Origin of the sequence: Amycolatopsis sp. NPDC051372 (genome assembly GCF_040682095.1) — a bacterium.
Classification (GTDB): domain Bacteria; phylum Actinomycetota; class Actinomycetes; order Mycobacteriales; family Pseudonocardiaceae; genus Amycolatopsis.
Genome location: NZ_JBFBAF010000016.1, coordinates 66,141 through 87,620 on the forward strand (window position 1 = coordinate 66,141; position 21,480 = coordinate 87,620).

The window sequence follows — 21,480 nt, forward strand, 5'->3', positions numbered from 1 at the left end:
AGCCCTGACCTGCCTTGGCTGGGCTCGGGCGACGGCCGAGCACAATTGCGCGGGACGGCTCACTGGGACTTCTGGTTGCCGGCGCAGTCCAGACCGAGCATGGCGTGGGCGAGGGCGTCGGGGTCGGGGGGCGGTGGCAGGGTGGCGGGCTGGGGTGCGGTGAAGGCCTGGATCAGGTAGGCGACCAGGCGGGCTGAGCTGTCGGGGGCGGTGGCGCCGGCTGCGGTGACGACGCCGGCGTTGGCCATCAGCAGGACGACCATGTCCTGGTCGGCGAAGTCGGGGCGCAGTTTCCCGGTGGCCTTGGCGGACTCGATGAGCCGCAGGAAGTTCTGATAGGCCAGGGCGCGCTGTTCTTCAAGGTGGGCGGCGGCGGGGAACGTCATGGTCAGCACGTCGGCGAAACCGCGGTTGGCGACTTGCATGGAGCACACGGCGCGGATGTAGCCGGTGAAGCCGTTCCAGGGATCGGGGTCGGCCATGGCGATCTCGGCGGCCTCGACGTAGTGGCGCATGGCGTCGGCGAACACGGCGTCGAGAAGGTCCTCGCGGGTGGGGAAACGCCGGAACAAGGTGGCCACCCCGACTCCCGCGGCGCGGGCGACCGCCGACATCGACACCTCGATCCCGTCGGTGGCGAAGACGCGACGAGCGGCGTCGAGGATCCGCTCCCGGTTGCGTTCGGCGTCGACCCGCAGCGGCGCCGAGTCCTGCTCGTCGACGCGTTCTGCGGCCTGGCCTGCGGTGTCGTGGTCGGCGCTGCCCATGGGACCCATCATAGGCGACAACTGGAATAGCCTTTCCATATGTGGTGTTACAGTCTGCGACAGAATCGGAAAGCCCGTTTCAATTGCTCCGAGGAGATCACCATGCGCGCCATCGCAGTCGACACCGTGCCGGCGAACCCGCACGTCAGCGACGTGGAAGCACCGCGCCCGGAGTCCGGCGAGGTACTGGTGGAGGTGGCGTCGGCATCGGTGAACGGCTTCGACCTGTCGGTCGCGGCCGGGCACGTGCAGGGGATGATGGAGCACCGCTTCCCGCTCGTGCTGGGCAAGGACTTCGCCGGGACGATCACCGAACTGGGCGAGGGCATCGACGGGTTCGCGATCGGCGACCAGGTGTTCGGCGTGGTGATGAACCCGGTCCTGCACGTGGGGACGCTGGCGCAGTACGTGACCGTTCCTGCCGCCTACGGCCTGACCCGCATCCCCGCAGGCCTGTCAGCGAGGGACGCCGGAGCGCTCGGCCTGGCCGGCACCGCCGCCCTCAACAGCCTCGACGCCGCCCAGGTCGCTGACGGGGACACCGTGCTGGTCTCGGGCGCGACCGGCGGCGTCGGCGCGCTCGCGGTCCAGCTCGCCGCCGCGCGCGGCGCGACGGTGATCGCCACCGCCCGGCCCGGCGCCGAAACCGACTTCGTGACCGGCCTCACCGGCGCCGATGTCGCCGTCGTCGATTACACCGGCGACCTCGACGCGCAGGTCCGCGCGATCGCCCCGGACGGTGTTGACGTGGTCCTGCACCTGGCGGGCGACGGTGTCGAGCTGGCCGGTCTGCTCGGCAAGGGCGGCCGGATCGCCTCGACCCGCGGCCTCACCCCGGACGCCGTCGAGCACCAGGACGTCATCGTGCACCCGATCATGGCCGACCCCACCAGCCAGACCCTGGCCGTTCTGGCCGAGCAGGCAGCTTCCGGGGCGCTGCGGGTCCCGGTCACCGCGACCTACCCGCTGGAGCAGGCCCACGAGGCGTTCACCGCCTTCGGCGAAGGCACCCTCGGCAAGATCGCTGTCACCTGCTCCTAACCGGTACCCGGATCTTTACTCACCGCCCTGATCAGAAAAGACCCGCCATGAACGTCACCTTGTGGATCCTGCAGGCCGTGCTCGCCGCGATGTTCGGCCTGGCCGGCGTGATGAAATCGACCCAGCCCAAGGACAAACTCACCGAGAAACTGCCGTGAGTGAACGATTTCTCGCCCGGCGTCGTGAAGTTCATCGGTGTCGCCGAGCTCGCCGCCGCGCTCGGCTTGGTCCTGCCCGCCGCGCTGGATATCGCACCCGTTCTCACCCCGCTCGCGGCGACCGGCCTGGTCGTCATCATGATCGGCGCGATCATCACCCACGTCCGCCTTAAAGAACCCCAGGCGATCGACTTCAACGCAGTCCTGCTGAGCGTCGCGGCTGTCATCGTCTGGGGCCGTTTCGGCCCCTACTCCTTCTGAACTCCGCTCACGAGGACCTGTCATGACCTTCGAACTCGGCGTTTACTCCTTCGGCAACACCCCGCGGTTGTCCGACGGCAGCCGCGGCCCGACCGCCCAGGCCGTCCGCGACGTGCTGGATGCCATCAAGCTCGCCGACGAGGTCGGACTGGACTTCTTCGGCGTGGGCGAGCATCACATGCGGACCATGCCGCTGTCCTCGCCCACCTCGGTGATTAACGCCGCGGCTGCCTCGACCCACCGGGTCAAGCTCAGCACCGCGGTCACCGTCCTGTCGACCGACGACCCGATCCGCGTGTTCCAGCAGCTCGCCACCGCCGCGGCGATCGCGCCGGGCCGGATCGAGGCGGTCGCCGGGCGCGGATCGTCCACCATCACGTTCCCGCTGTTCGATTACGACGAGAACGACTACGACATGCTCTATGCCTCCAAGCTCGAGCTGCTGATGGCCGTCAACGCCGGGGAGAACCTCACCTGGAACGGCCCGCACCGCACCCGCCCGCTGCGCGACGCCACCGTGTTCCCCAGGACGGAGCAGCCGTTGAAGATCTGGCTGGGCACCGGTGGCAGCCCCGAGTCGGTGTACCGCGCCGTCGAACTCGGGTTGCCGATGTTCCTGGGCATCCTCGGCGGCACGCCGGAGCACTGGGCCCGGTACGGGCACGCTTACCGCGACGCCTGGACCCAGGCCGGACACCCCGCCGACCAGGCCGACATTGCCGTGGCCGTGCACGGGTTCGTCGCCGACACCACCGCGGAAGCCCACGCCACCTACCTCGAGCACGAGCACCGCATGATGGCCGACGGGCTCGCCGAACTCGGCCGCCGCGCCCCGGCCCGCTCGGACCGCGCCGCGGCCTTCGGACGCGGCGGCATGGTCTTCGCCGGAAGCCCGGACGAGATCGCCGACCGGATCCTGCACCTGCACGGGCTGCTCGGACACACCCGCCAGATCCTCCAGATGGACGTCGGCGGGATGCCGCAGCGCGAGTTCCTGCACGCCATCGAACTGCTCGGCACCAAGGTGCTCCCGCAGATCCGCGCCGAACTCGACAAGGACACACCCGTATGAACGTCACCGTCTTCGGCGCCACCGGCGCCATCGGCTCACTCACCGTCGCTGAACTCCTCGAGCGCGGCCACCGAGTCACCGCCTACGCCCGCGACCCCGCGAAAGTCCCCGCCTCGTGGAGAGACCAGGTGAAGGTCGTGATCGGCGAAATGTCGGACGCCGCGGCGATCGACTCGGCCGTGGCCGGCGCGGACGCGGTCGTCAGCGCGCTCGGGCCGAGCATGGACCGCAAGGCCACCGGCCTCCCGCTGGTCGCCGGGATCGGCCACATGCTGGACGCCATGCGGCGTCACGGTGTGCGCCGCTACATCGGCCACGCCACCCCCGCCGTCCTCGACCCGCTCGAAAAGCCCACGCCCGTCACCCGGCTCATCGGGTTCCTGCCGCGCACCTTCATGCGCCGCGCCTACGACGAAATCACCGGCATGAGCGGTCTCGTCACCGGCTCCGGCCTGGACTGGACCATCGTCCGGTTCATCGCCCCCAAGGACACCCCCCAGCAGCCGCGCGTGCGGGCCGGGTTCTTCGGCACCGACAAGCTGGGATTCGCCGTCAGCCGCGCCGACATCGCCGCGTTCACCGCCGCGCAAGTCGAGGACCCCACCTACATCGGCCGCGCGCCGGCTATCAGCAACTGACTCCGATCCCGTCTCGACGAAGAGAGATTCCTGTGACCATCGCGATCCTCGGCTCCACCGGCAAGCTCGGCGGCCTCACCATTGATGCACTGCTCGACCGCGGCATCCCCGCCGACGGCAGATCGTCCAGCGCCCGCAACAACCGATTCCGCAATAGCCTGATGTCGAACCCCCGCCGCCTCGGCGCGGTCCGCCTCTTGGCTCAGCATGTCCAGCAGCAGCGTCGCGAAGCGGTGGTCCTGCAACATCTGGGCGACCGCCTGGTTGCGCGGGCTGTGCCGCGAACTGCCCGAACCGTGCGCGAAGGCCACCACTGCGGCCGCGTCGCCCGGGACGGTCAAGTCGCCCTCCACCACCGACGTCCCGATGCCGACCGTGAACGACTCCGTCATGGTTTCCTTCCTCCGACCACGTCGAACCCGGATAGCCCCACCGGAAAGAAGCCAAACCGGCACGGAGTTTTGCCGATCCCGCACCGGGTATCCCGGGAGATGGCCGACGTGGCCTCGACGGATGCGGAAGGAGCGATCCGATGCCTCGCGGTGCCAGCCTCGCGCCGATCTCTCTGCACTCGTGGTGAGGCGTACGCCGGGAGAACGCATCGTGCTCGTGCTCGACCCGGTCCGGAACCCGTCTACGAGCTGCCCGGCGGATGGCAGGAGATCGCGGAACGATTCGAGGTGCACTGGTGCCGGATGACCGACGCCAGCGGATACCACGCCGGCCACTACGTCCTCGCCGGCGCCGACGGCCCCCTGCCGCGCGTCGACCTCATCGCGGCCGGACCTGCTGCCGACGAAGCGTTCCGCCTCTCCGGCAGCAGGCCTTCCGCTGTCCGGTCGGTCCTGTTGGTCAACCCGGCCGCGAGGTCGGCCCGGACTGATCTCTGCGGTGGTTCGCCGACCGGGGCAGCGACGTGGCCGTGCTTCGGGAAGCCGGCGTGGAGGTGGATTTGATCCAGGCCCTGCCTCCGGGCGCGCGGCATTCGCTCCGGGACCCGGCTCTCGCAACCCACCTGACAGCCGCCTTGGACCGCCTGCCCGCGGTGCGACGCGCCGACAGCTGAGTCACCGACCGCGCGGTCACCGCGAACCCGGCCTTCGTACGCCCCGGCCGTCGCCGCATCGAAGGACCGTCCGTGAACGGGCCGGCCTGTCGCGGTGGGGTTGGCGGGCCGTCAAGTAGGCGCCGACCAGGATGCCGCACTGCCGATGAGCTGCAGTGTCGACGGGCGTTCGCCGAGCACCAGTGCGCCCAACACCAGCGCGCCGATCGGCGTGAGCATGAGCAGGGCCGCCCCCGCCTCGCTGGACAGGCGCGGCGTCGCGAGCGCGACGAGCAGCCACCCGGCGACCTGGCCGCCGAAAGCGACCAGCACCAGCCAGCCGAACGAGGCCCTCCCCGGCGCCAGAGTCATGCCGTTAAAGAAGAATCCCGCGCCCAGCGACACCAGCGCCGCACTCACGACCACGTACTGGTAGGACTGCACGATCTGGCCTTCGCTTCCGCCGCGCCGGAGTAGGAACAGGAACCCCGAATGACACGCGGCTGCCAAAAGGGCGTGGACCGTGCCGGCCAGCGGGTCGCGGCCACCGGCTCCCTGCTCGAGGACACCGCCGGTGAGCACGATTCCGATGATCATGGCGGGCAGGATCGCCGGGAACCGCCGGCTGATCGGCTCGCGGTCCACCACCAGGGCGAGCAGCGGCATGATCACGACCTGGGCGTTGACCAGCACGGTCGACAGACCCGCGCCCACCTCGCCGATCGCCTGCGTCCACCACAGCGCGTCACCCGCGAAGAGCAGACCGGCTGCCGGCGCGTACAGCCGTTGCCGGTTCGTCGGCGGGCCTTCCCGGTGACGTTCGTAGATCACCAACGGCAGCAGCATCAACGCGGCGATCGCGCAGCGGTAGAAGGTCGCGGTTCCCGGCGAGGCTCCCGAGATGCCGATCAGCACCGCCGAGGTGGAGACACCGAGCGCCCCGGCCGCCATCGCCCACGGCGACGAAAGCACCGATGGCCACGGCGTCGACGATTCCGCGCGGCCCATGAACCCTCCTAGATAAGCGCAAGCGACCCGAGTAGTGGGCGTGGTCGGTCATCGCGTCACTGACCGAGCCGAGCAGCGTATCGGTCGGTGAGCGGGGCGAACCAGGACGCCGCAGTCCCGATCACCCGGGAAGGCCGGCCGTCCCGCAAACCTCCGGCGGTCCCCGAGCGGAGCCGGGTGCCGCCGGACGTCAGGGTGCGTCGGTCACTTCTTCCGGCGGGCCCGGGCACTCTCCCGGTGGCTGGCCTTCTCCAGCGCGTCGACGAGTTCGCGTTTCGACATGCGTGAACGTCCGGGGATCCCGAGGTCACGCGCCCGGCGGTACAAGTCCTGCTTGCTCGCTTCGGCGTCGATGCCGCCGTGGGTGCGTTTGGCGGGCTGCCCGGCGCCGCCCGCGGCCTGCTCGTCGGACGGCCCGCGTCGCTGTTTCGGCTCCCAGTGGTCGCCGACCTTCTCGAAGGAGTGCTTCACGGCGGCGAACGCGGTCTGGTTGGCGCGGCGGCCGGGCCCCCGCCTTGCGCGGCGAGCGCAGGACCGTGCTGGGCAGGTCTTCCCGTCCTGGCATGGGGTACCTCCTCCTGTTTCCGTGGTCAGCCGTAACGTTCGTGCAGCGCTTTCACCCCCGCCGTGAGGAACTGCCGGATCAGGTCGCGGACGGCCTCACGGTCGGGTGAGGTGACCTCGAAGTCGCACGACCACTGCACAGTGCTACGGAGATCACGACGCGGCGTGAAGAGATCGCGCGCTTCCGCTTCCGTGACCGCCGGCTGCCGCGGGAGCCGGGGCTGCCGTTCGACCACGGGCTGGCCGATCGGGTGGGGGAGTGGAGCCACCGGACGGGCGCAGCGGCGATGGACGCGCACGTCGCGGCCTGCGAGATGCTGCGGCAGAAGCTGCTCGACGGCGAACCCCTGGACGAAACTTCCGCCGGCGCTGTGGAAAGCAGTGAAGCGTGAAGGCCGTCATCCTGATGTTCGATAGCCTCAACCGGCACCTGCTGCCGCCGTACGGCGAGACGTTCGTCGAGGCGCCGAACTTCGCCCGGCTGGCGCAGCGCACCGTCACGTTCGACCACTGCTACGCCGGTTCGATGCCGTGCATGCCGGCGCGGCGCGAGCTGCACACCGGCCGCTACAACTTCCTGCACCGCGGCTGGGGCCCACTGGAACCGTTCGACGACTCGATGCCCGAGCTGCTCAAGGACGCCGGCGTGCACACGCACCTCGCGTCTGACCACCCGCACTACTGGGAAGACGGCGGCGCGACGTACCACACGCGGTTCCGCACCTGGGAGTTCTTCCGCGGCCAGGAAGACGACCCGTGGAAGGGCGTCGTGGGACACGGCGAAACCTGCGCCACCAGGACACGGTGAACCGTCGGTACATGAAGATGGAAGCGGAACACTCGCAGACGCGCACGGTCGAGGCCGGGCTGCCCTTCCTCGAGACCAATGTGGATGCGGATGGCTGGTTGCTGCAGCTGGAGCTGTTCGACCCCCACGAACCGTTCTTCAGCGCCGACCGCTTCCGGGACGGCTACCCGACAACGGATCGGCGTTCGACTGGCCGTCCTACCAGAAGGTCACGGAATCGGATGATCTAGTCGAGCAGGCCCGCAACGCCTACGCGGCACTGGTCTCGCAGTGCGATCACTCGCTGGGCCGTGTCCTCGACTTCTTCGACGCCCACGCGCTCTGGGACAACACGTCCTGATCGTCAACACCGACCACGGGTTTCTCCTCGGCGAGCACGGCTGGTGGGCCAAGTCCGTGCAACCGTGGTTCAACGAGCTGGTGCACCTGCCGCTGTTCGTCTGGGACCCGCGGATCGGCCGGGCCGGCACGCGCTGCGACGCGCTCGTCCAGACCATCGACCTGGCTCCCACGGTGCTGGGCTTCTTCGGCCTCGAACCGCCGCCCGACGTCCACGGCCTCGACCTCGCCGCCGTGCAGCGCGGTGAGAAAGCCAGGGCGAGCGCGCTGTTCGGCATCCATGGCGGGCACGTCAACGTCACCGACGGTCGCTACGTGTACCTGCGGGCATCCGCCGGAGCCGCCAACGCGCCACTCGAAGAGTTCACCCTCATGCCGACGCACATGCGCAGCCGGTTCGCGGTGGATGAACTCGCCAAGTGGGAGCCGGCGGACCCGTTCTCCTTCACCAAGGGCCTGCGCACGATGTGCGTGCCGGCGCAGACGAGCTGGCTCAACCCGTGGCGCCACGGCACGCTGCTGTTCGACCTGGACACCGACCCGGGCCAGGAGACCCCGATCGCCGACGACGAGACCGAGCTGCGGATGCTCACGCTCCTGGCCGGCCTCATGCGGGACAACGACGCGCCACCCAGCCAGTTCGCCCGCCTCGGCATTCCCGTCACGGGCAACCCCGGACCGGAGCATCTCCTCGTCCGCGATCAGGCCGATCGGGCCGCGGCGCTGGCCGAACCGTTGCCCTCGCTCGACGAGCTGCCCCGCACCGCCACCACACCGCTGGCCGAGCTCCTGCTCGATCCGGTCGCGCGGGCGGTGCTGCAGCGTCACCTGCCCGACCTCGTCCACACCGAGCTGGTGTCCGCGCCGGCCGAACTGAGCTTGGTCGACCTGGCCCGCCGGGCCTTCATCCCCAGCGCCACCCTGCGCAGCGCGGCTCACGAGCTCGCGACCGGAAGGACCGTCTGACCGCACCTCCCCATCCCCCCGAAGACAGGACGCCCCGCCATGATGAGCAAGACCGCTGCGCTCCAGCAGCCCAACCTCAACGTTTCTGCCCCTACCGTCGATGTTGGGGACCGCAGCCGCAGCTTTCGCGGATCATGAGGGCGGGCGGGTAGAGGTGGGGGCCGTCGGCTGGGTTGCCATCGATGATGCGGCGGAGCAGGTCGGCGGCTTTGCGGCCCATGTCGGCGGCGTGGACGGAGATGGTGGTGAGCGGGGGCTCCCACATGGCCGCGGCTTCGATGTCAGCGCCACCGACGATGCGCATGTCCTGGGGCGGTCGGCGGCCGGTTTCGCGCAGAGCGCGCATGAGGCCGAACGCGACGGCGTCGCTGTGGGCGAGCACGCCGTCGGGTAGAGGGAGGCCGGCGGCGAGAAGGCGGGCGGCGACTTCGTAGCTGCCGAGGGCGGTGTTGGGGGTGGGGATGGACCAGCGCTCGAGCACGGACGCGGTGGAGCCGGCGAGGGCGGAGCGGAAGCCAGAGAACCGGTCGCGGCGGGCGGTGGCCTTCTCCGGGCCGCCGAAGTACGCCATGGCGGCACAGCCGTGGTCGAGCAGGTGCGTGGCTCCGGCGTGGCCGGCTTCGGTTTCCTGCACGCCCACGTAGTTGAGGCCGGGTTTGCCGATGTAGCGGGTCATCAGCACGAGCGGGATGCCGCGGTCGGTGAGGACCGTGAGGTCGTCCTCTTGCGTGCCGGTCGCCGGCACGAGCAGCACCCCGTCGGTCTGGTACTCGAGCATGGTCGTGAGCACGGTGGTCTGGCGGCGGACGTCGCCGAAGGTGCGGGCGAGCAGGGTGATGCCGCCGCTCGGCCGTAGCGCGGCTTCGACGCCGTCGGTGAGCTCGGCGTGGAACGGGTTGGCCAGGTCGGTGACGACCACCGCGATCGAGCCGGATTGCCGCACGCGCAGGCTGGCCGCACCGCGGTGGTAGACGTAGCCGAGCGCGGCCATCGCGTCCTGCACCGCCTGCCGGGTGCGTGGGGCGACCAGTTCGCTGTTCCGAAGGACCAGGGACGCGGTCGAGCGGGAGACTCCCGCGCGCACCGCGACTTGAGCCAGGGTGACTCGGGCGCCGCGACCGCGTGCCCGCCCAGTCGTGTCCTCGTCCTGTGCTGACATTCTCGGCATCCTTTCACGACGCACATCGCCTGCCCAGAGCCCTGTGGCCGCCTCGCCCGGTGAGATCGCCGCACAGTGAGCCTGGACAAGAACTCGACGCCCAGCTATCGTATCGGATCGTTCCAAAAGATCCCGTCGGTTCGTGCCGGAACAACAATCGGATCGATCCAAAAGAATCGACATCCAGCCCAGAAGTTCGTCAAGAACGTGTATCGCCCTCCTTCAAGCGAGGTGCTGCGTGACCGTGGCCGGCGACTGAATCAGTCTGTTTTTCCAGGTGAGAAGCCTGTACCTTGCCCGCATGAGCGAGAGGACCCGATGAACCGCCCCAATATCGTCCTGGTCGTCGCCGACGATCTAGGGTATTCCGACATCGGTTGTTACGGCGGCGAGATCAAGACGCCGAACCTCGACCGGATCGGCCGTGCCGGTGTGCGGTTCTCGCAGTTCTACAACACGGCCCGGTGCAGTCCTTCGCGGGCGTCGCTGTTGACCGGCTTGCATCCGCACCGGACCGGGATCGGGATCCTCACCTACGACGACGGCCCCGGCGGATATCCCGGCACGCTCAACGATCGGTGCGCCACCATCGCGGAGGTGCTGGGTGGGCAGGGGTACGCGACCGGGCTGTCGGGGAAGTGGCACCTGAGCTCATCGCTGTGGGAAGCGGAGGAGTCGTGGCCGACCCGGCGAGGGTTCCAGCACTTCTACGGCACGATCAGTGGTTGCGGTAGTTACTACGACCCCGGCACGTTGTGCCGCGGTGAGCAGGACGCTTCGGCTGACGCGCAGGATCCGTCGTTCTTCTACACCGACGCGATCGCCGAGGACGCCGCGGCGTTTATCCGCGAGAAGGCCGAGGCCCAGTCGCCGTTCTTCTGCTACGTGGCGTTCACCGCGCCGCACTGGCCGCTGCACGCGCCCGACGAGGATGTGGCCCGCTACGACGGTGTGTACGACGTCGGCTGGGATGAGCTTCGTGAGCAGCGGGTCGCTCGCCAGCGGGAGGAAGGCCTGCTGGGCGACGAGTCCCCGCTCAGCGAGCGGGATCCTTCACAGCCGGCCTGGGCTGACGCCGAGCATCGCGAGTGGGAAGCCAAGCGCATGCAGGCCTACGCGGCGCAGGTCGACCGCATGGACCGCGGTATCGGCGTGATCCTGGACGAGCTCGCGGCGCAGGGCATCGCCGACGACACGATCGTGATTTTCCTGTCGGACAACGGCGGCTGCGCCGAGGAGCTTCCGCAGGGCGACGTCGAGGTGTTCCGCACCCGGCGGCAGTCGGTGCCGGCGAAGACCCGCGACGGGCGAGAGCTCCGCATCGGGAACTACCCGGACATCACGCCAGGCCCGGAGGACACCTACGCCAGCTACGGGCGGGCGTGGGCGGGCCTGTCGAACACGCCGTTCCGGTTCTACAAGCGTTGGGTGCACGAAGGCGGGATCGCGACGCCGCTGATCGTGCACTGGCCGGCTGGCGGCCTGACCGGCGGGAAGATCGTGACGACGCCGTTCCAGCTCACCGACGTGGTGCCGACGCTGCTGGAGATCACCAGCGCCGAATATCCCGGCGAAGGCCGGGACGTCGCGCCGCTGGATGGGCGCAGCATGCTTCCGGCTCTGCGCGGTGAAGAGTCGGCGCCTGCCGCGCTGTATTGGGAACACATCGGCAACGCGGCGATGCGGCAGGAGCCGTGGAAGCTCGTGCGCGAGTTCCCAGGCGAGTGGGAGCTATACGACATCGCCACCGACCGCTCCGAACTGCACGACGTGGCCGGCGAACACCCAGAGGTCGTCGCCGAGCTCTCCGCGGCGTGGGAGGCGTGGGCCAACGACGTGGGCGTGATCCCCCGCGAGCAAATCCTGAAGCTCTACGGAGAGCGGGCCCGCCAGGGCCTGCCCGTGCAAGGCACCTGACCGTTCTTTCCCGTCCACCATCTACAAAGGAGTGTTGGCGTGAAGGGGAAACCTCCAGCTCGCCCCGATATCGGACTGTCGCGGCGCAGTTTCCTGTCGGTGTCGCTCGCCGCCGCCGGGCTCGTGCTCGTGAGCTGCACGAAAGCCGCCGATCTGGGCAGCGGGTCGGGCTCGGACCTGACCGTCGGAATTCCGACGGACATCGTCCCGGCCAACCTGCTGCGTCAGGTCGCGGCGAACTTCCCGGTGCGAGCGCTGATGTTCGACACGCTGGTGAACCTCGACCGGACCTCGGGCGAGCCGAAACCGTCGGTCGCGACGTCGTGGGCGTGGAACGAAGCCCGGACGCAGCTGACCGTGAAGTTGCGCGACGACGTGGTGTTCCACACCGGCCGTGCGTTCACCGCGAAGGACGTCGCGTTCGCGGTGCAGGCGATCAAGGCGCCGGCGTCGGGGTCGCAGTTCGCGCCGATCGCGAAGAAGCTCAAAGCGGTCCGTGCGGACACCGCCCATCAGGTCACGTTCGTGCTGGGTGAGCCCACCAGTACCCTGTTTGACCTATTGGCGCTGATGCCGCTGGTCGACTCCGAGACCTTCAAGGACCTGCCCTCCGGGCGCCGAGTGGTCGGCACGGGCCCGTTCGCCTGGGGCAAGTGGACGCCGGGGATCTCACTGGCGCTCAGCCGCAACACCCGCTACTGGCAGCCGAGCAAGCCACCGCTGGATACCCTGACCCTGCAGGTCTACAAGCAGTCGCAGGCCATGCTCGCCGGACTGCAAGCCGGCCAGCTGCCGCTGGCTTACGCGCTGGCCCCGCGCGACGCCGCGGTGCTGGCCAGGGACGGCAAGTTCCGGATCGAGACCTCCAGCCCGCAGTTCACCGACTGGTACGTGGGCGTCAACGTCAAGTCCGCACCGTTCACCGACGTCCGCGCCCGGCTCGCGGTCGCGCACTCGCTGGACCGGGTCCGCATCGCCGACCAGGTGTTCTCCGGCTACGGTACCGCCACGTCACTCCCGTTCTCCGACACCGCACCGGGACTGTCCAAAGCGGACAACACGGCACTCGCCTACAATCCGGCCAAAGCGCAGCAGTTGTTCGTCCAGGCCGGCTCGCCCAAAACGCCGATCACCTTGGCTGCCGACGCCGGTTACCCCACCACGATGGCGATCCTGAACATCGTGCAGTACGGGCTGGAGAGTGTCGGGTTCACCGTGAACCCCCAGCCGCTGGACACCGGCACGCTGCAGTCGCAGCTGCAGGCGGCCAGTATCAAGGGCCTGTGGATCGGCGCGATGGACCTCAACTGCGTCTCGATCGGCACCGCCTGCCTTGGCGGCGCCCCGCTGAAGGCTGCGAAGAACACCTCGAACGTCACCGACCCGAGGTACGCGCATTTGGTCAACGCTGTTGTCGACGCCGGTGACGACACGGCGCTGGCCGGCGCCACCCGCGCACTGGTCGACTACCTCAATCAGGAAGCGTTCCACCTCACCGTCGCCCACGGGCTGTATGTGACCGCGACCCAGGGCGTGTCCGGAGTGGACAGCGATGTGTCGAAGAACCTGGTGCTCACGTCAACGAAGCGGGGGAACGCGTGAAGTACACCGCTCGCCGGCTGGGCACCGCCCTGCTCGTGCTGTTCCTGTCCTCGCTCGCGGTCTTCGGTCTCCTGCGTATGGCACCGGGTGACCCCGCGACGATCCTGGCCGGACAAGACGCCAGTCCCGCTCAGGTGGAACAGATCCGCCACGCGCTGGGCCTCGACGAGTCCCTGCCGGCGCAGTACTGGCACTGGCTCACCGGCCTGCTCACCGGCAACCCCGGTCAGTCCTACATCTTCAAGCAATCGATCGGGGACCTCGTCGGGCAGCGGCTGGGCAACACCGTGCAGCTGTTGGTGCTCTCGACCCTCGTCATGATCGTGCTGGGCACGATCCTCGGTGTCAGTGCCGCGGTCGCCACCCGCGGCCCGGCGCGCACGATCGTCGACCTGCTCTCGACCATCGCCTTGGCGACGCCGCCGTTCGTCAGCTCGATCGTGTTCATCTTCCTGTTCGCCGTGTCGTGGCGGTTGCTGCCGGTGGGGGGACAGTGGAGCTTCTTCGATGCGCCGACGATCAGCGTCCAGTTCCTGATCATGCCGGCCATCGCGGTCGCCCTGCCCGGCTCGGCCGTGGTCGCGCGGCTGCTGGCCACGGAAATGCGCCGCACGTTCCAGGAAGAGTTCGCCCGCACCGCGCAGGCGAAAGGCGCGAGCCGCGGCCGCATCGTGGTCCGGCACGTGATCCCCAATAGCCTCGGGCCCGCCGTCGTCGAGGTCGGGATCCGCATCGGCGAACTGTTCGCAGGCGCCGTGGTAGTCGAGGCCATCTTCACTCGCTCGGGCCTCGGGTCGTTGCTGGTGACGGCGGTGCAGAACCGTGACTACCTGCTGGCGCAAGACCTGCTGCTGCTTTCGGTCGCGTTCGCGATCGTCATGCAGCTGCTGACCGAAATCGGGATTTCCCGCGTCGACCGCCGAATCGCCATCGGGAAGGTGCTGGCATGACCGCGACCCTCGATCCACCCGCCACCGCGGCCGAAGCGCCGGCACCACGGATCCGCAACCGCTACCTGCTGGGTCTGCGCTCGCCGCGCGGTCTCACCGGGGCCGTCCTGGTGTTGCTCGTGCTGTTCGCGGGCCTGCTCGGTCCTCTGTTGCTGGGGATCGATCCGCTTGAGCAGGGCGCGAGCGCGCTTGCACCCGCCGGCACGGCCGGGCATCTGCTCGGCACCGACGAGGTCGGGCGTGACATCCTCGCCCGAGTTCTGGCCGGCATCCGTGTCGACGTCCTGATCTCCGTTGTCGCTGTGCCGATCGCGGCAGCGCTCGGCACAGCGCTGGGCATGCTCTCGGCCCTTAACGCGCTCGCCGGTGGCGCCGTGCAGCGGGTGTTCGACGTGCTGCTCGGCTTCCCCGGCGTCGTACTTGGTGTGGCCATCGGCATCGCCCTCGGCCCTGGCCAGACCGCGGTCATGGTCACGTGCGTGCTGTTCGCCATGCCGGTGTTCGGCCGGCTTACCCGGCTGGCCACGCTGGGCCAGCTCAACCGCGACTACGTCAACGCCGCGACCGTGCTGGCGACCCCGCGGTGGAAGATCGTCGTCCGGCACATCCTGCCCAACGTGATGGACACCGTGCTTGTCCGCGCCGCCGTGGCCGTCGCCCAGGCCGTGCAGATCGAAGGCGGACTCAGCGTCATCGGCCTCGGCATCCAGCCGCCCGAGCCGTCGCTCGGGTCGATGATCTCCGGCGGCAGCCCCTACCTCGCCACCCTGCCCAGCTACGCGATCGTGCCCGTGGCCGTGGTCTTCCTCCTCGTCTTCGGCTTCACCCTCATCGCGGATGCCCTCAACAAGGCGGTACTGCGCTCATGAACTCTACCCCAGCCCACCCCGTCCTGACCGTCTCCGACCTCACGGTCACCCTCGACCTGCCCACCGGACCGGCGACCGCGGTCAACGGCGTCGACCTCACCATCGCCGCGGGCGAAGCCGTGGGCATGGTCGGCGAATCCGGCTCCGGCAAGTCGATGACCGCCCTGGCCATCTCCCGCATGCTCCCGTCGGTGGGCCGGATCTCCGGCGGCAGCATCGTGTTCGACGGTGACGACATCACCCACGCCGGCGAACACGTCATGCGCCGCATCCGCGGCGGCCGGATCGGCATGGTCTTCCAGGACCCGCTCGCCTCCCTCAACCCGCTGATGACCGTCGGCGCACAGATCACCGAAACCCTGCGGCTGCACGGCGCCTCGGCGAAAGAAGCCCGGCGGCGGGCCGTCGAACTGCTGCAGCTGGTGGGGATCAAGAACGCCGACCGGGTCGTCGACGACCACCCGCACGAGTTCTCCGGCGGCATGCGGCAACGCGTGATGATCGCGATCGCCGTGGCGAACAACCCGAAGCTGCTCATCGCCGATGAACCCACCACCGCGCTGGACGTGACCATCCAGGCGGAGATCCTCGCCCTGCTCGGCCGGCTGCGGTCCGAACTGGGCACCGCGACTCTCCTCATCACCCACGACCTCGGTGTCGTGGAGGAGAACTGCGACCGTGTCGTGGTGCTCTACGGCGGACGCATCGCCGAAACCGGACGGCACACCGACGTGCTCGACACCCCTCGCCACCCGTACACCAGCCAGCTCATGCGGGCTGTGCCGCGCCTGTCCACCAAGCCGGAACTGCGGCTGTACACCATCCCCGGCTCACCGCCGGACCTGTCGCGCCCAGCGCTGGGCTGCACGTTCGCCGACCGCTGCTCCCACGCGGAGCAGACCTGCCGCGACGAACAGCCACCACTGCTCCCGTCCGCGACGAACCCCAGTCACCTCGCCGCCTGCTGGGTCGCGGGCGACACGGCCGCGCCACCGCCGCCCGACCACCGGCCCGCCCGGGTAGCGGAGATCGCGCTTGACGTGCGGGAAGACGCCGCGCCGGTCGTCGTCGTGGACAACCTCGTGATCGACTACCGCGCCCAGCGCAAACGGCACGCCGGTGCGCCCGCCGTCGATGGGGTCAGCCTGCGCGCCAGCGCGGGCCGGACCCTCGGGCTGGTCGGCGAATCCGGGTGTGGGAAGACGTCGGTGTCCCGCGCAGTCGCCGGGTTGGTTCCAGCGACCTCGGGCAGCATCACCATCGACGGCGCCGACTGGCGCAGCGCCGGCCGCGCCGACCGCGTGCGGATGCGCCGCGCCGTACAGATGGTCTTCCAGGACCCGTACGGCTCGCTCAACCCGCGGTGGCGGGTGCGCGACATCGTCAGCGAGCCCCTGCGCAACGGTGTCGACTCCGACCGCGGCCCGGCCGAACTGCTCGACCTCGTGGGTCTACCGCAGCGTTTCCTAAGCCGGTTCCCCTCGGAACTCTCCGGCGGCCAGCGGCAACGCGTCGGCATCGCCCGCGCGCTGGCCATGCAGCCGCAGATCATCGTGGCCGACGAACCCGTGTCCGCGCTCGACGTGTCCGTCCAGGCCCAGGTGATCAACCTGCTCAGCGACCTGCGCGACGAGCTCGACGTCGGCTACGTCTTCGTCGCGCACGACCTCGCCGTCGTGCGCCAGGTCTCCGACGACCTCGCCGTGATGTACCTCGGGCGGATCGTCGAGCAGGGACCCGCTGCGGAGGTGTTTCACCGGCCCCGCCACCCCTATACCTCGGTGCTCATGGCCGCCGCACCCGGCATGGATCGGCAGACCACGCAGGTCCATTCCGCCGCCACCGCGCCGCCGATCGACCTCTCGGTCGGCTGCCGGTTCCGCAACCGCTGCCCGATCGGTCCGCTCGCCCGCGCCGACCGCACGATCTGCGAAACCACCGACCCGCAGCTCGTGAATCAAGGCGCAGGCCACACCGCGGCGTGCCACTTCGCCGGCGAGCTCGCCCTGGCAGGCGCCGAGGCAGCGCAAGCTGCCCCGCTGTCCTGAGCGGAATCCGGCACCACCGGCCCACTGCGGCGCGGGCTCGACCCCTTTCCCGGGCCCACCGACGCAGTCGCCTGGCGGCTGTGGTGTGAGGCAGGTCCTTTCCCCGCCTCACACCACAGCCGCTCACTACTCGACCCGCCGCCCTGTCCGAAAGAGAGTGCACATCCCCATGCCGAAGATCGAGCTGGACGGCTTGCTGGCGTTCCCGCTGACGCCGTTCACCGAGGACCTCGAGGTGAACCTCGACGGGTTCGCCGACAACGTCGAGAAGCACATCGCCGCCGGAGCCGGCGCGTTGTTCGTCGCGTGCGGCACGGGCGAGTTCTCGTCACTGTCGCCCGACGAGGTCGCGGCGCTGCTGGCTCGGGCGCGCGAGGTCGTCGGGGGCAGCGTACCGGTCTTCGTCGGCGCCGGCGGCGGCGCAGCGACGGCGCGGGCTGGGGTCGCGGCCGCCCAAGCGGGTGGGGCCGACGGCGTGCTGCTGCTGCCGCCGTACCTGGTCGCGGGTCCGCAGGCGGGGCTGGTCGATTTCGTGCGGTTCGCGGTGGGCGACACGTCGGTGCCGGTGATCGTGTATCACCGGGGCACCGGGGTGTTCACCGCGCCGTCGGCCGCGCGGCTGCTGGATATCCCGTCGGTCGTGGGGCTCAAGGACGGCTTCGGCGACGCGGAAGTGATGACTCGGATCGTGACCACGATTCGCGCGCTGGGCTCGCAGCGGTCCGAGGATTTCCTGTTCTTCAACGGGTTGCCGACCGCGGAGATGTCGGCGAAGGCGTACGCGGCGATCGGGGTGGCGCGGTATTCCTCGGCGGTGCACTGTTTCGCGCCGGAGATCGCGCACCGGTTCCACCTGGCGCTGGCCGAGGGCGACACCGAGGTGATGGACACGTTGCTGGCCGGGTTCTACCTGCCGCTGGTGGCGTTGCGCGACGAGACGCCCGGGTTCGCGGTGTCGCTGGTGAAGGCCGCGGCCCGGTTGCGCGGGGACAAGGTGGGCCCGGTGCGGCCGCCGCTGGTGGAGCCGACGCCGGACCAGGTCGACCGGCTCGCCGGCGTCGTGGCGCGTGGGTTCGAGGTTCTGAAGGGGATCGAGGGCCGATGAAGATCCGGGATGTGGTGCTCACTCCCGTGGCGTTCGCGGATCCCCCGCTGTTGAACGTGATGGGGGTGCACGAGCCGTCCGCGTTGCGCAGCGTGGTGCAGGTGGTGTGCGACGACGGTGTGGTCGGCCTGGGTGAGTCGTATGGTGATTCGGCGTTCCTGGGTGAGGTGCGCAAGGTCGTGCCGGAGCTGGCCGGGCTTGATGTGTTCGATCTGCCGGGGTTGAAGCGGGTCGTGACGCGGGTGCTGGCCGGGACGGTGCTGACCGATGAGCACGGGTTGATCGGCGGGTTCTCGATCCGCAAGACGATCGCGAGCGTGTACTCGCTGTTCGAGGTGGCGTGCCTGGACGCGCAGGGTCAGGTGCTGGGCCGTCCGGTGGTCGATCTGCTGGGCGGTAAGGCTCGCGACGCGGTGGATTTCTCGGCGTACCTGTTCTACAAGTACGGCGCGCACGGCGGGGCCGACGCTGATTCCTGGGGCGAGGTGATCACGCCCGAGGCGCTCGTGGGTGAGGCCCGGCGGATGGTCGAGCAGTACGGTTTCCGCTCGATCAAGCTCAAGGGCGGCGTGTTCGAGCCCGACGAGGAGATCGAGGGGATCCGCGCGCTGGCCGAGGCGTTCCCCGGGCACCCGTTGCGGATCGACCCGAACGCCGCGTGGACGGTTGAAACGAGCATTCGGGTCGCGGCGGAGCTCGACGGAGTCCTCGAATATTTGGAGGATCCGACGCCGGGGACCGAGGGCATGGCCCGGGTCGCGGCGGAGGCGTCGATGCCGTTGGCGACCAACATGTGCGTGGTCAACTTCGGGGACATCGAGCCCGCGTTACGCGCTCGTGCGATCGGGGTTCTGCTGTCGGATCATCATTTCTGGGGTGGGATGCGGGACACGCAGGCGTTGTCGGTGCTGTGCGAGTCGTTCGGGGTCGGGCTGTCGATGCACTCCAACAGTCACCTCGGCATCTCGCTCGCGGCGATGGTGCACGTGGCCGCGGCGACGCCGCACCTGACGTATGCGTGTGACACGCACTGGCCGTGGAAGACGGCGGACGTGATCGTGCCTGGCGTGTTGGAGTTCGTCGACGGGGCGGTGGCGGTGCCGGACAAGCCGGGGCTGGGCATCGAGCTCGACCAGGACGCGCTGGCCCGCGCGCACGAGGACTACGTCCGATGTGGACTCACAAAACGCGACGACGTGACCTACATGCGCTCCTACGTACCGGACTTCGAACCCAACACGGCCAGGTGGTGACACCGTGAATTCGCACACCCGTCCGACTCGGCTGGAAGGACCCTGAGTGGCGCCCCGCTGGTACACCGAGGGTGAGGAGCCGGACTACCGCTTCACCCTGGCCAACGAACGCACCTTCCTGGCGTGGTTGCGCACCGCGTTGGCCCTTGTGGCCGGCGCGGTCGCGCTCACCCAGCTGGTGCCGCCGTTCCCCGTCGTAGGCCTGCGTACCGGCCTGGCCGTTCTGCTTGCGGTGGCGGGGACGGTGCTGGCCGGGTTGGCGTATCGGCGGTGGGCGACGGTGCAGCGTGCGATGCGGCAGCGCCGGCCGTTGCCGATGGATTGGCTGCCGGCGGTGGTCGGTGTGGTTGCGGCGTTGACGGGCCTGGTGGTGGTGCTCGTTGTGGTGGTGCGGTGAGTGATCGTGGGTTGCAGCCCGAGCGGACGGCGCTGGCGTGGCAGCGCACGGGTTTGTCGGCGGCGGTCGTGGCCGCGTTGCTGCTGCGCACGGGGTTCGCGGCCGGTTCGGTGCTGGATCTGGTCGCGGGCGGGTGCGCGGTCGTGGTGGTGGCTGTTGCGTGGCTGACCGGGCGGCGCCCCGGCGGCCGGCGGTGGCGGCTGCAGGTGGCGGCGATTGCGGCGTGCGTCACGGCGCTGCTGGTAACCGTGCGGTTAGTGTGCGGGTAGGAGGTTCACGTGTCCCACTGCTGTCCACCGTCCCGCTCGTCGGGCGCCTCGGGTGAGGTCGCGCTCGGTCCGGCGACCAACGCCGACGGTCTGCTCGTCCTGCCCGGCGGGGCGTTCCGGATGGGCACCGACGACGCCGACGGCTTCCCCGACGACCGCGAGGGCCCGGTCCGCGAGGTCACCGTCGCACCGTTCGCGATCGACGCGTACGCGGTGACCAACGCGCGCTTCGCGGAGTTCGTGGACGCGACCGGCTACTGCACCGACGCCGAGAAGTTCGGCTGGACGTACGTGTTCGCGAAGTTCGTGCCCGCCGCCCTGCGCAAGGGCGCGCCGCGGCCGCAGCAGACGCCGTGGTGGATCGGCGTTTCGGGCGCCTACTGGCGGGCGCCGGAAGGCCCCGACAGCGACGTCTCGCTGCGGCAGGACCACCCCGTCGTCCACGTGTCCTGGACCGACACCCTCGCCTACTGCGCCTGGGCCGGACGCCGCCTGCCGACCGAGGCCGAATGGGAGTACGCGGCCCGCGGTGGCCTGGACCAGGCCCGATTCCCGTGGGGCGACGAGCTGACCCCGGACGGGGAGCACCGCTGCAACATCTGGCAGGGCCGGTTCCCGGTACACAACACCGAGGAAGACGGCCACGCCGGCACCGCACCGGTAGATGCGTTCCAACCCAACGGATTTGGCCTCTACAACGTGTCGGGCAACGTCTGGGAATGGTGCGCCGACTGGTTCGACCCCACCAACCGCTCCATGCGCGGCGGCTCGTACCTGTGCCACGAGTCCTACTGCAACCGCTACCGCGTCGCCGCCCGTACCGGCAACACCCCGGACAGCACCAGCGGAAATACCGGCTTCCGCACGGTGGCGGACCTTTCCGCCTAGTGCGTAAACGCCGCCGGGTCGCGGATCCTGCTGGACGAGCCGGCCGGTGGCGACGGTCAGTCGTGGTGATCAGCCGACCCATTCGGCGGCGACGTGGTTTCGGGTGGTCTCCGTCAACTGTTCGAGCGGCTTTGGTGTGACGACGTTGCGGGAGTGCACCAGTGTTGCGTAGAGCGAGGGCATCGGCTGTTCGATCGGCAGCGCGGACACCCGCGTCGGACAGCCCGGTGATGGCGGACGCGTTCGCAGGTGCGATGCCAATGCCTGCCTCGACGAACATGCGGGCGATGCCGAGGGTCGGTACGACCCGGGTGGCCGGTGCGAGGCCCATGCTGGTCCAGACTTGGTGCAGCGCC

General features: G+C 69.6%; 23 protein-coding genes and 2 pseudogenes. 18 read left to right on the top strand and 7 right to left on the bottom strand.

Features of this window, described 5'->3' with window-relative positions; all coding sequences use genetic code 11:
• Positions 1–59 precede the first annotated feature (59 nt).
• Positions 60–767, bottom strand: coding sequence for a helix-turn-helix domain-containing protein (locus tag AB0M56_RS24110; RefSeq protein ID WP_364179750.1), 708 nt, complete (start codon positions 765–767; stop codon positions 60–62).
• Positions 768–869: 102 nt separating this feature from the next.
• Here AB0M56_RS24110 and AB0M56_RS24115 point away from each other — a divergent pair, with 102 nt between their 5' ends.
• The 4 genes and pseudogenes from AB0M56_RS24115 (at position 870) to AB0M56_RS24130 (ending at position 3,937) form a co-directional block, all read left to right on the top strand.
• The gene (locus AB0M56_RS24115; protein WP_364179752.1) at positions 870–1,808 is read left to right on the top strand and encodes an NADP-dependent oxidoreductase; all 939 of its coding nucleotides are present in this window, start codon (positions 870–872) and stop codon (positions 1,806–1,808) included.
• A gap of 47 nt (positions 1,809–1,855) precedes the next feature.
• Positions 1,856–2,227, top strand: a pseudogene (locus tag AB0M56_RS24120) (DoxX family protein).
• Between the two features lie 22 nt (positions 2,228–2,249).
• Complete coding sequence (locus AB0M56_RS24125) at positions 2,250–3,299, top strand: LLM class flavin-dependent oxidoreductase (RefSeq protein WP_364179754.1); 1,050 nt, start codon at positions 2,250–2,252, stop codon at positions 3,297–3,299.
• Positions 3,296–3,937: an NAD(P)H-binding protein gene (locus AB0M56_RS24130; RefSeq protein ID WP_364179756.1), complete on the top strand. Its 642-nt coding sequence runs from the start codon at positions 3,296–3,298 to the stop codon at positions 3,935–3,937. The genes AB0M56_RS24125 and AB0M56_RS24130 overlap by 4 nt, the downstream gene beginning before the upstream one ends.
• Here AB0M56_RS24130 and AB0M56_RS24135 read toward each other — a convergent pair.
• Positions 3,904–4,329 carry a hypothetical protein gene (locus AB0M56_RS24135; RefSeq protein ID WP_364179758.1) on the bottom strand — a complete coding sequence of 142 codons (426 nt, stop codon included), beginning with the start codon at positions 4,327–4,329 and terminating at the stop codon, positions 3,904–3,906. The genes AB0M56_RS24130 and AB0M56_RS24135 overlap by 34 nt on opposite strands.
• Before the next feature lie 303 nt (positions 4,330–4,632).
• Here AB0M56_RS24135 and AB0M56_RS24140 point away from each other — a divergent pair, with 303 nt between their 5' ends.
• Positions 4,633–4,893: a hypothetical protein gene (locus tag AB0M56_RS24140; protein WP_364179760.1), complete on the top strand. Its 261-nt coding sequence runs from the start codon at positions 4,633–4,635 to the stop codon at positions 4,891–4,893.
• A gap of 221 nt (positions 4,894–5,114) precedes the next feature.
• Here AB0M56_RS24140 and AB0M56_RS24145 read toward each other — a convergent pair whose 3' ends face one another.
• The 3 genes and pseudogenes from AB0M56_RS24145 to AB0M56_RS24155 all read right to left on the bottom strand — a co-directional run bounded on the left by AB0M56_RS24145 (position 5,115) and on the right by AB0M56_RS24155 (position 6,823).
• Complete coding sequence (locus tag AB0M56_RS24145; protein ID WP_364179762.1) at positions 5,115–5,990, bottom strand: DMT family transporter; 876 nt, start codon at positions 5,988–5,990, stop codon at positions 5,115–5,117.
• A gap of 204 nt (positions 5,991–6,194) precedes the next feature.
• A pseudogene (locus AB0M56_RS24150) lies at positions 6,195–6,555 on the bottom strand (ChaB family protein).
• 25 nt (positions 6,556–6,580) lie between these two features.
• A complete protein-coding gene (locus AB0M56_RS24155; protein ID WP_364179764.1) occupies positions 6,581–6,823 on the bottom strand; it encodes a hypothetical protein in 243 nt (80 codons plus the stop codon).
• A gap of 119 nt (positions 6,824–6,942) precedes the next feature.
• On the opposite strand from AB0M56_RS24155, the gene AB0M56_RS24160 reads away from it, so the two are divergent.
• Genes AB0M56_RS24160 through AB0M56_RS24170 form a run of 3 tightly spaced genes read left to right on the top strand, consistent with a single transcriptional unit; the run spans position 6,943 to position 8,667 of the window.
• The gene (locus AB0M56_RS24160) at positions 6,943–7,362 is read left to right on the top strand and encodes a sulfatase-like hydrolase/transferase (protein WP_364179766.1); all 420 of its coding nucleotides are present in this window, start codon (positions 6,943–6,945) and stop codon (positions 7,360–7,362) included.
• A gap of 11 nt (positions 7,363–7,373) precedes the next feature.
• Positions 7,374–7,592, top strand: a complete 219-nt coding sequence (locus AB0M56_RS24165; protein WP_364179767.1) for a hypothetical protein — start codon at positions 7,374–7,376, stop codon at positions 7,590–7,592.
• Between the two features lie 40 nt (positions 7,593–7,632).
• Positions 7,633–8,667 (top strand): sulfatase/phosphatase domain-containing protein, encoded by a 1,035-nt coding sequence (locus AB0M56_RS24170; RefSeq protein ID WP_364179769.1) that lies wholly within the window; start codon positions 7,633–7,635, stop codon positions 8,665–8,667.
• A gap of 91 nt (positions 8,668–8,758) precedes the next feature.
• Here the strand turns inward: AB0M56_RS24170 and AB0M56_RS24175 are convergent, their stop codons facing one another.
• Entirely contained in the window at positions 8,759–9,826 is a 1,068-nt protein-coding gene (locus AB0M56_RS24175; RefSeq protein ID WP_364179771.1) for a LacI family DNA-binding transcriptional regulator, read from the bottom strand.
• Positions 9,827–10,144: 318 nt separating this feature from the next.
• Here AB0M56_RS24175 and AB0M56_RS24180 point away from each other — a divergent pair, with 318 nt between their 5' ends.
• The 10 genes from AB0M56_RS24180 (at position 10,145) to AB0M56_RS24225 (ending at position 21,124) form a co-directional block, all read left to right on the top strand.
• Positions 10,145–11,743: an arylsulfatase gene (locus tag AB0M56_RS24180; RefSeq protein ID WP_364179772.1), complete on the top strand. Its 1,599-nt coding sequence runs from the start codon at positions 10,145–10,147 to the stop codon at positions 11,741–11,743.
• A gap of 39 nt (positions 11,744–11,782) precedes the next feature.
• Positions 11,783–13,345, top strand: a complete 1,563-nt coding sequence (locus AB0M56_RS24185; RefSeq protein ID WP_364179774.1) for an ABC transporter substrate-binding protein — start codon at positions 11,783–11,785, stop codon at positions 13,343–13,345.
• Positions 13,342–14,295 (top strand): ABC transporter permease, encoded by a 954-nt coding sequence (locus tag AB0M56_RS24190; protein ID WP_364179776.1) that lies wholly within the window; start codon positions 13,342–13,344, stop codon positions 14,293–14,295. Before AB0M56_RS24185 ends, AB0M56_RS24190 begins: the two co-directional genes overlap by 4 nt.
• Positions 14,292–15,164 (top strand): ABC transporter permease, encoded by an 873-nt coding sequence (locus AB0M56_RS24195; RefSeq protein ID WP_364179778.1) that lies wholly within the window; start codon positions 14,292–14,294, stop codon positions 15,162–15,164. The genes AB0M56_RS24190 and AB0M56_RS24195 overlap by 4 nt, the downstream gene beginning before the upstream one ends.
• The gene (locus AB0M56_RS24200; protein ID WP_364179779.1) at positions 15,161–17,212 is read left to right on the top strand and encodes a dipeptide ABC transporter ATP-binding protein; all 2,052 of its coding nucleotides are present in this window, start codon (positions 15,161–15,163) and stop codon (positions 17,210–17,212) included. The genes AB0M56_RS24195 and AB0M56_RS24200 overlap by 4 nt, the downstream gene beginning before the upstream one ends.
• A gap of 163 nt (positions 17,213–17,375) precedes the next feature.
• Positions 17,376–18,317, top strand: a complete 942-nt coding sequence (locus AB0M56_RS24205; RefSeq protein ID WP_364180019.1) for a 5-dehydro-4-deoxyglucarate dehydratase — start codon at positions 17,376–17,378, stop codon at positions 18,315–18,317.
• Positions 18,314–19,570: a glucarate dehydratase family protein gene (locus AB0M56_RS24210; RefSeq protein WP_364179781.1), complete on the top strand. Its 1,257-nt coding sequence runs from the start codon at positions 18,314–18,316 to the stop codon at positions 19,568–19,570. The genes AB0M56_RS24205 and AB0M56_RS24210 overlap by 4 nt, the downstream gene beginning before the upstream one ends.
• 46 nt (positions 19,571–19,616) lie before the next feature.
• Positions 19,617–19,967, top strand: a complete 351-nt coding sequence (locus AB0M56_RS24215; RefSeq protein WP_364179783.1) for a DUF202 domain-containing protein — start codon at positions 19,617–19,619, stop codon at positions 19,965–19,967.
• The gene (locus tag AB0M56_RS24220) at positions 19,964–20,236 is read left to right on the top strand and encodes a DUF202 domain-containing protein (RefSeq protein WP_364179785.1); all 273 of its coding nucleotides are present in this window, start codon (positions 19,964–19,966) and stop codon (positions 20,234–20,236) included. The genes AB0M56_RS24215 and AB0M56_RS24220 overlap by 4 nt, the downstream gene beginning before the upstream one ends.
• A gap of 9 nt (positions 20,237–20,245) precedes the next feature.
• Positions 20,246–21,124 (top strand): formylglycine-generating enzyme family protein, encoded by an 879-nt coding sequence (locus AB0M56_RS24225; RefSeq protein ID WP_364179787.1) that lies wholly within the window; start codon positions 20,246–20,248, stop codon positions 21,122–21,124.
• A 69-nt stretch (positions 21,125–21,193) separates the two neighbouring features.
• Here the strand turns inward: AB0M56_RS24225 and AB0M56_RS24230 are convergent, their stop codons facing one another.
• Positions 21,194–21,334, bottom strand: coding sequence for a hypothetical protein (locus tag AB0M56_RS24230; protein ID WP_364179788.1), 141 nt, complete (start codon positions 21,332–21,334; stop codon positions 21,194–21,196).
• Between the last annotated feature and the right edge of the window lie 146 nt (positions 21,335–21,480).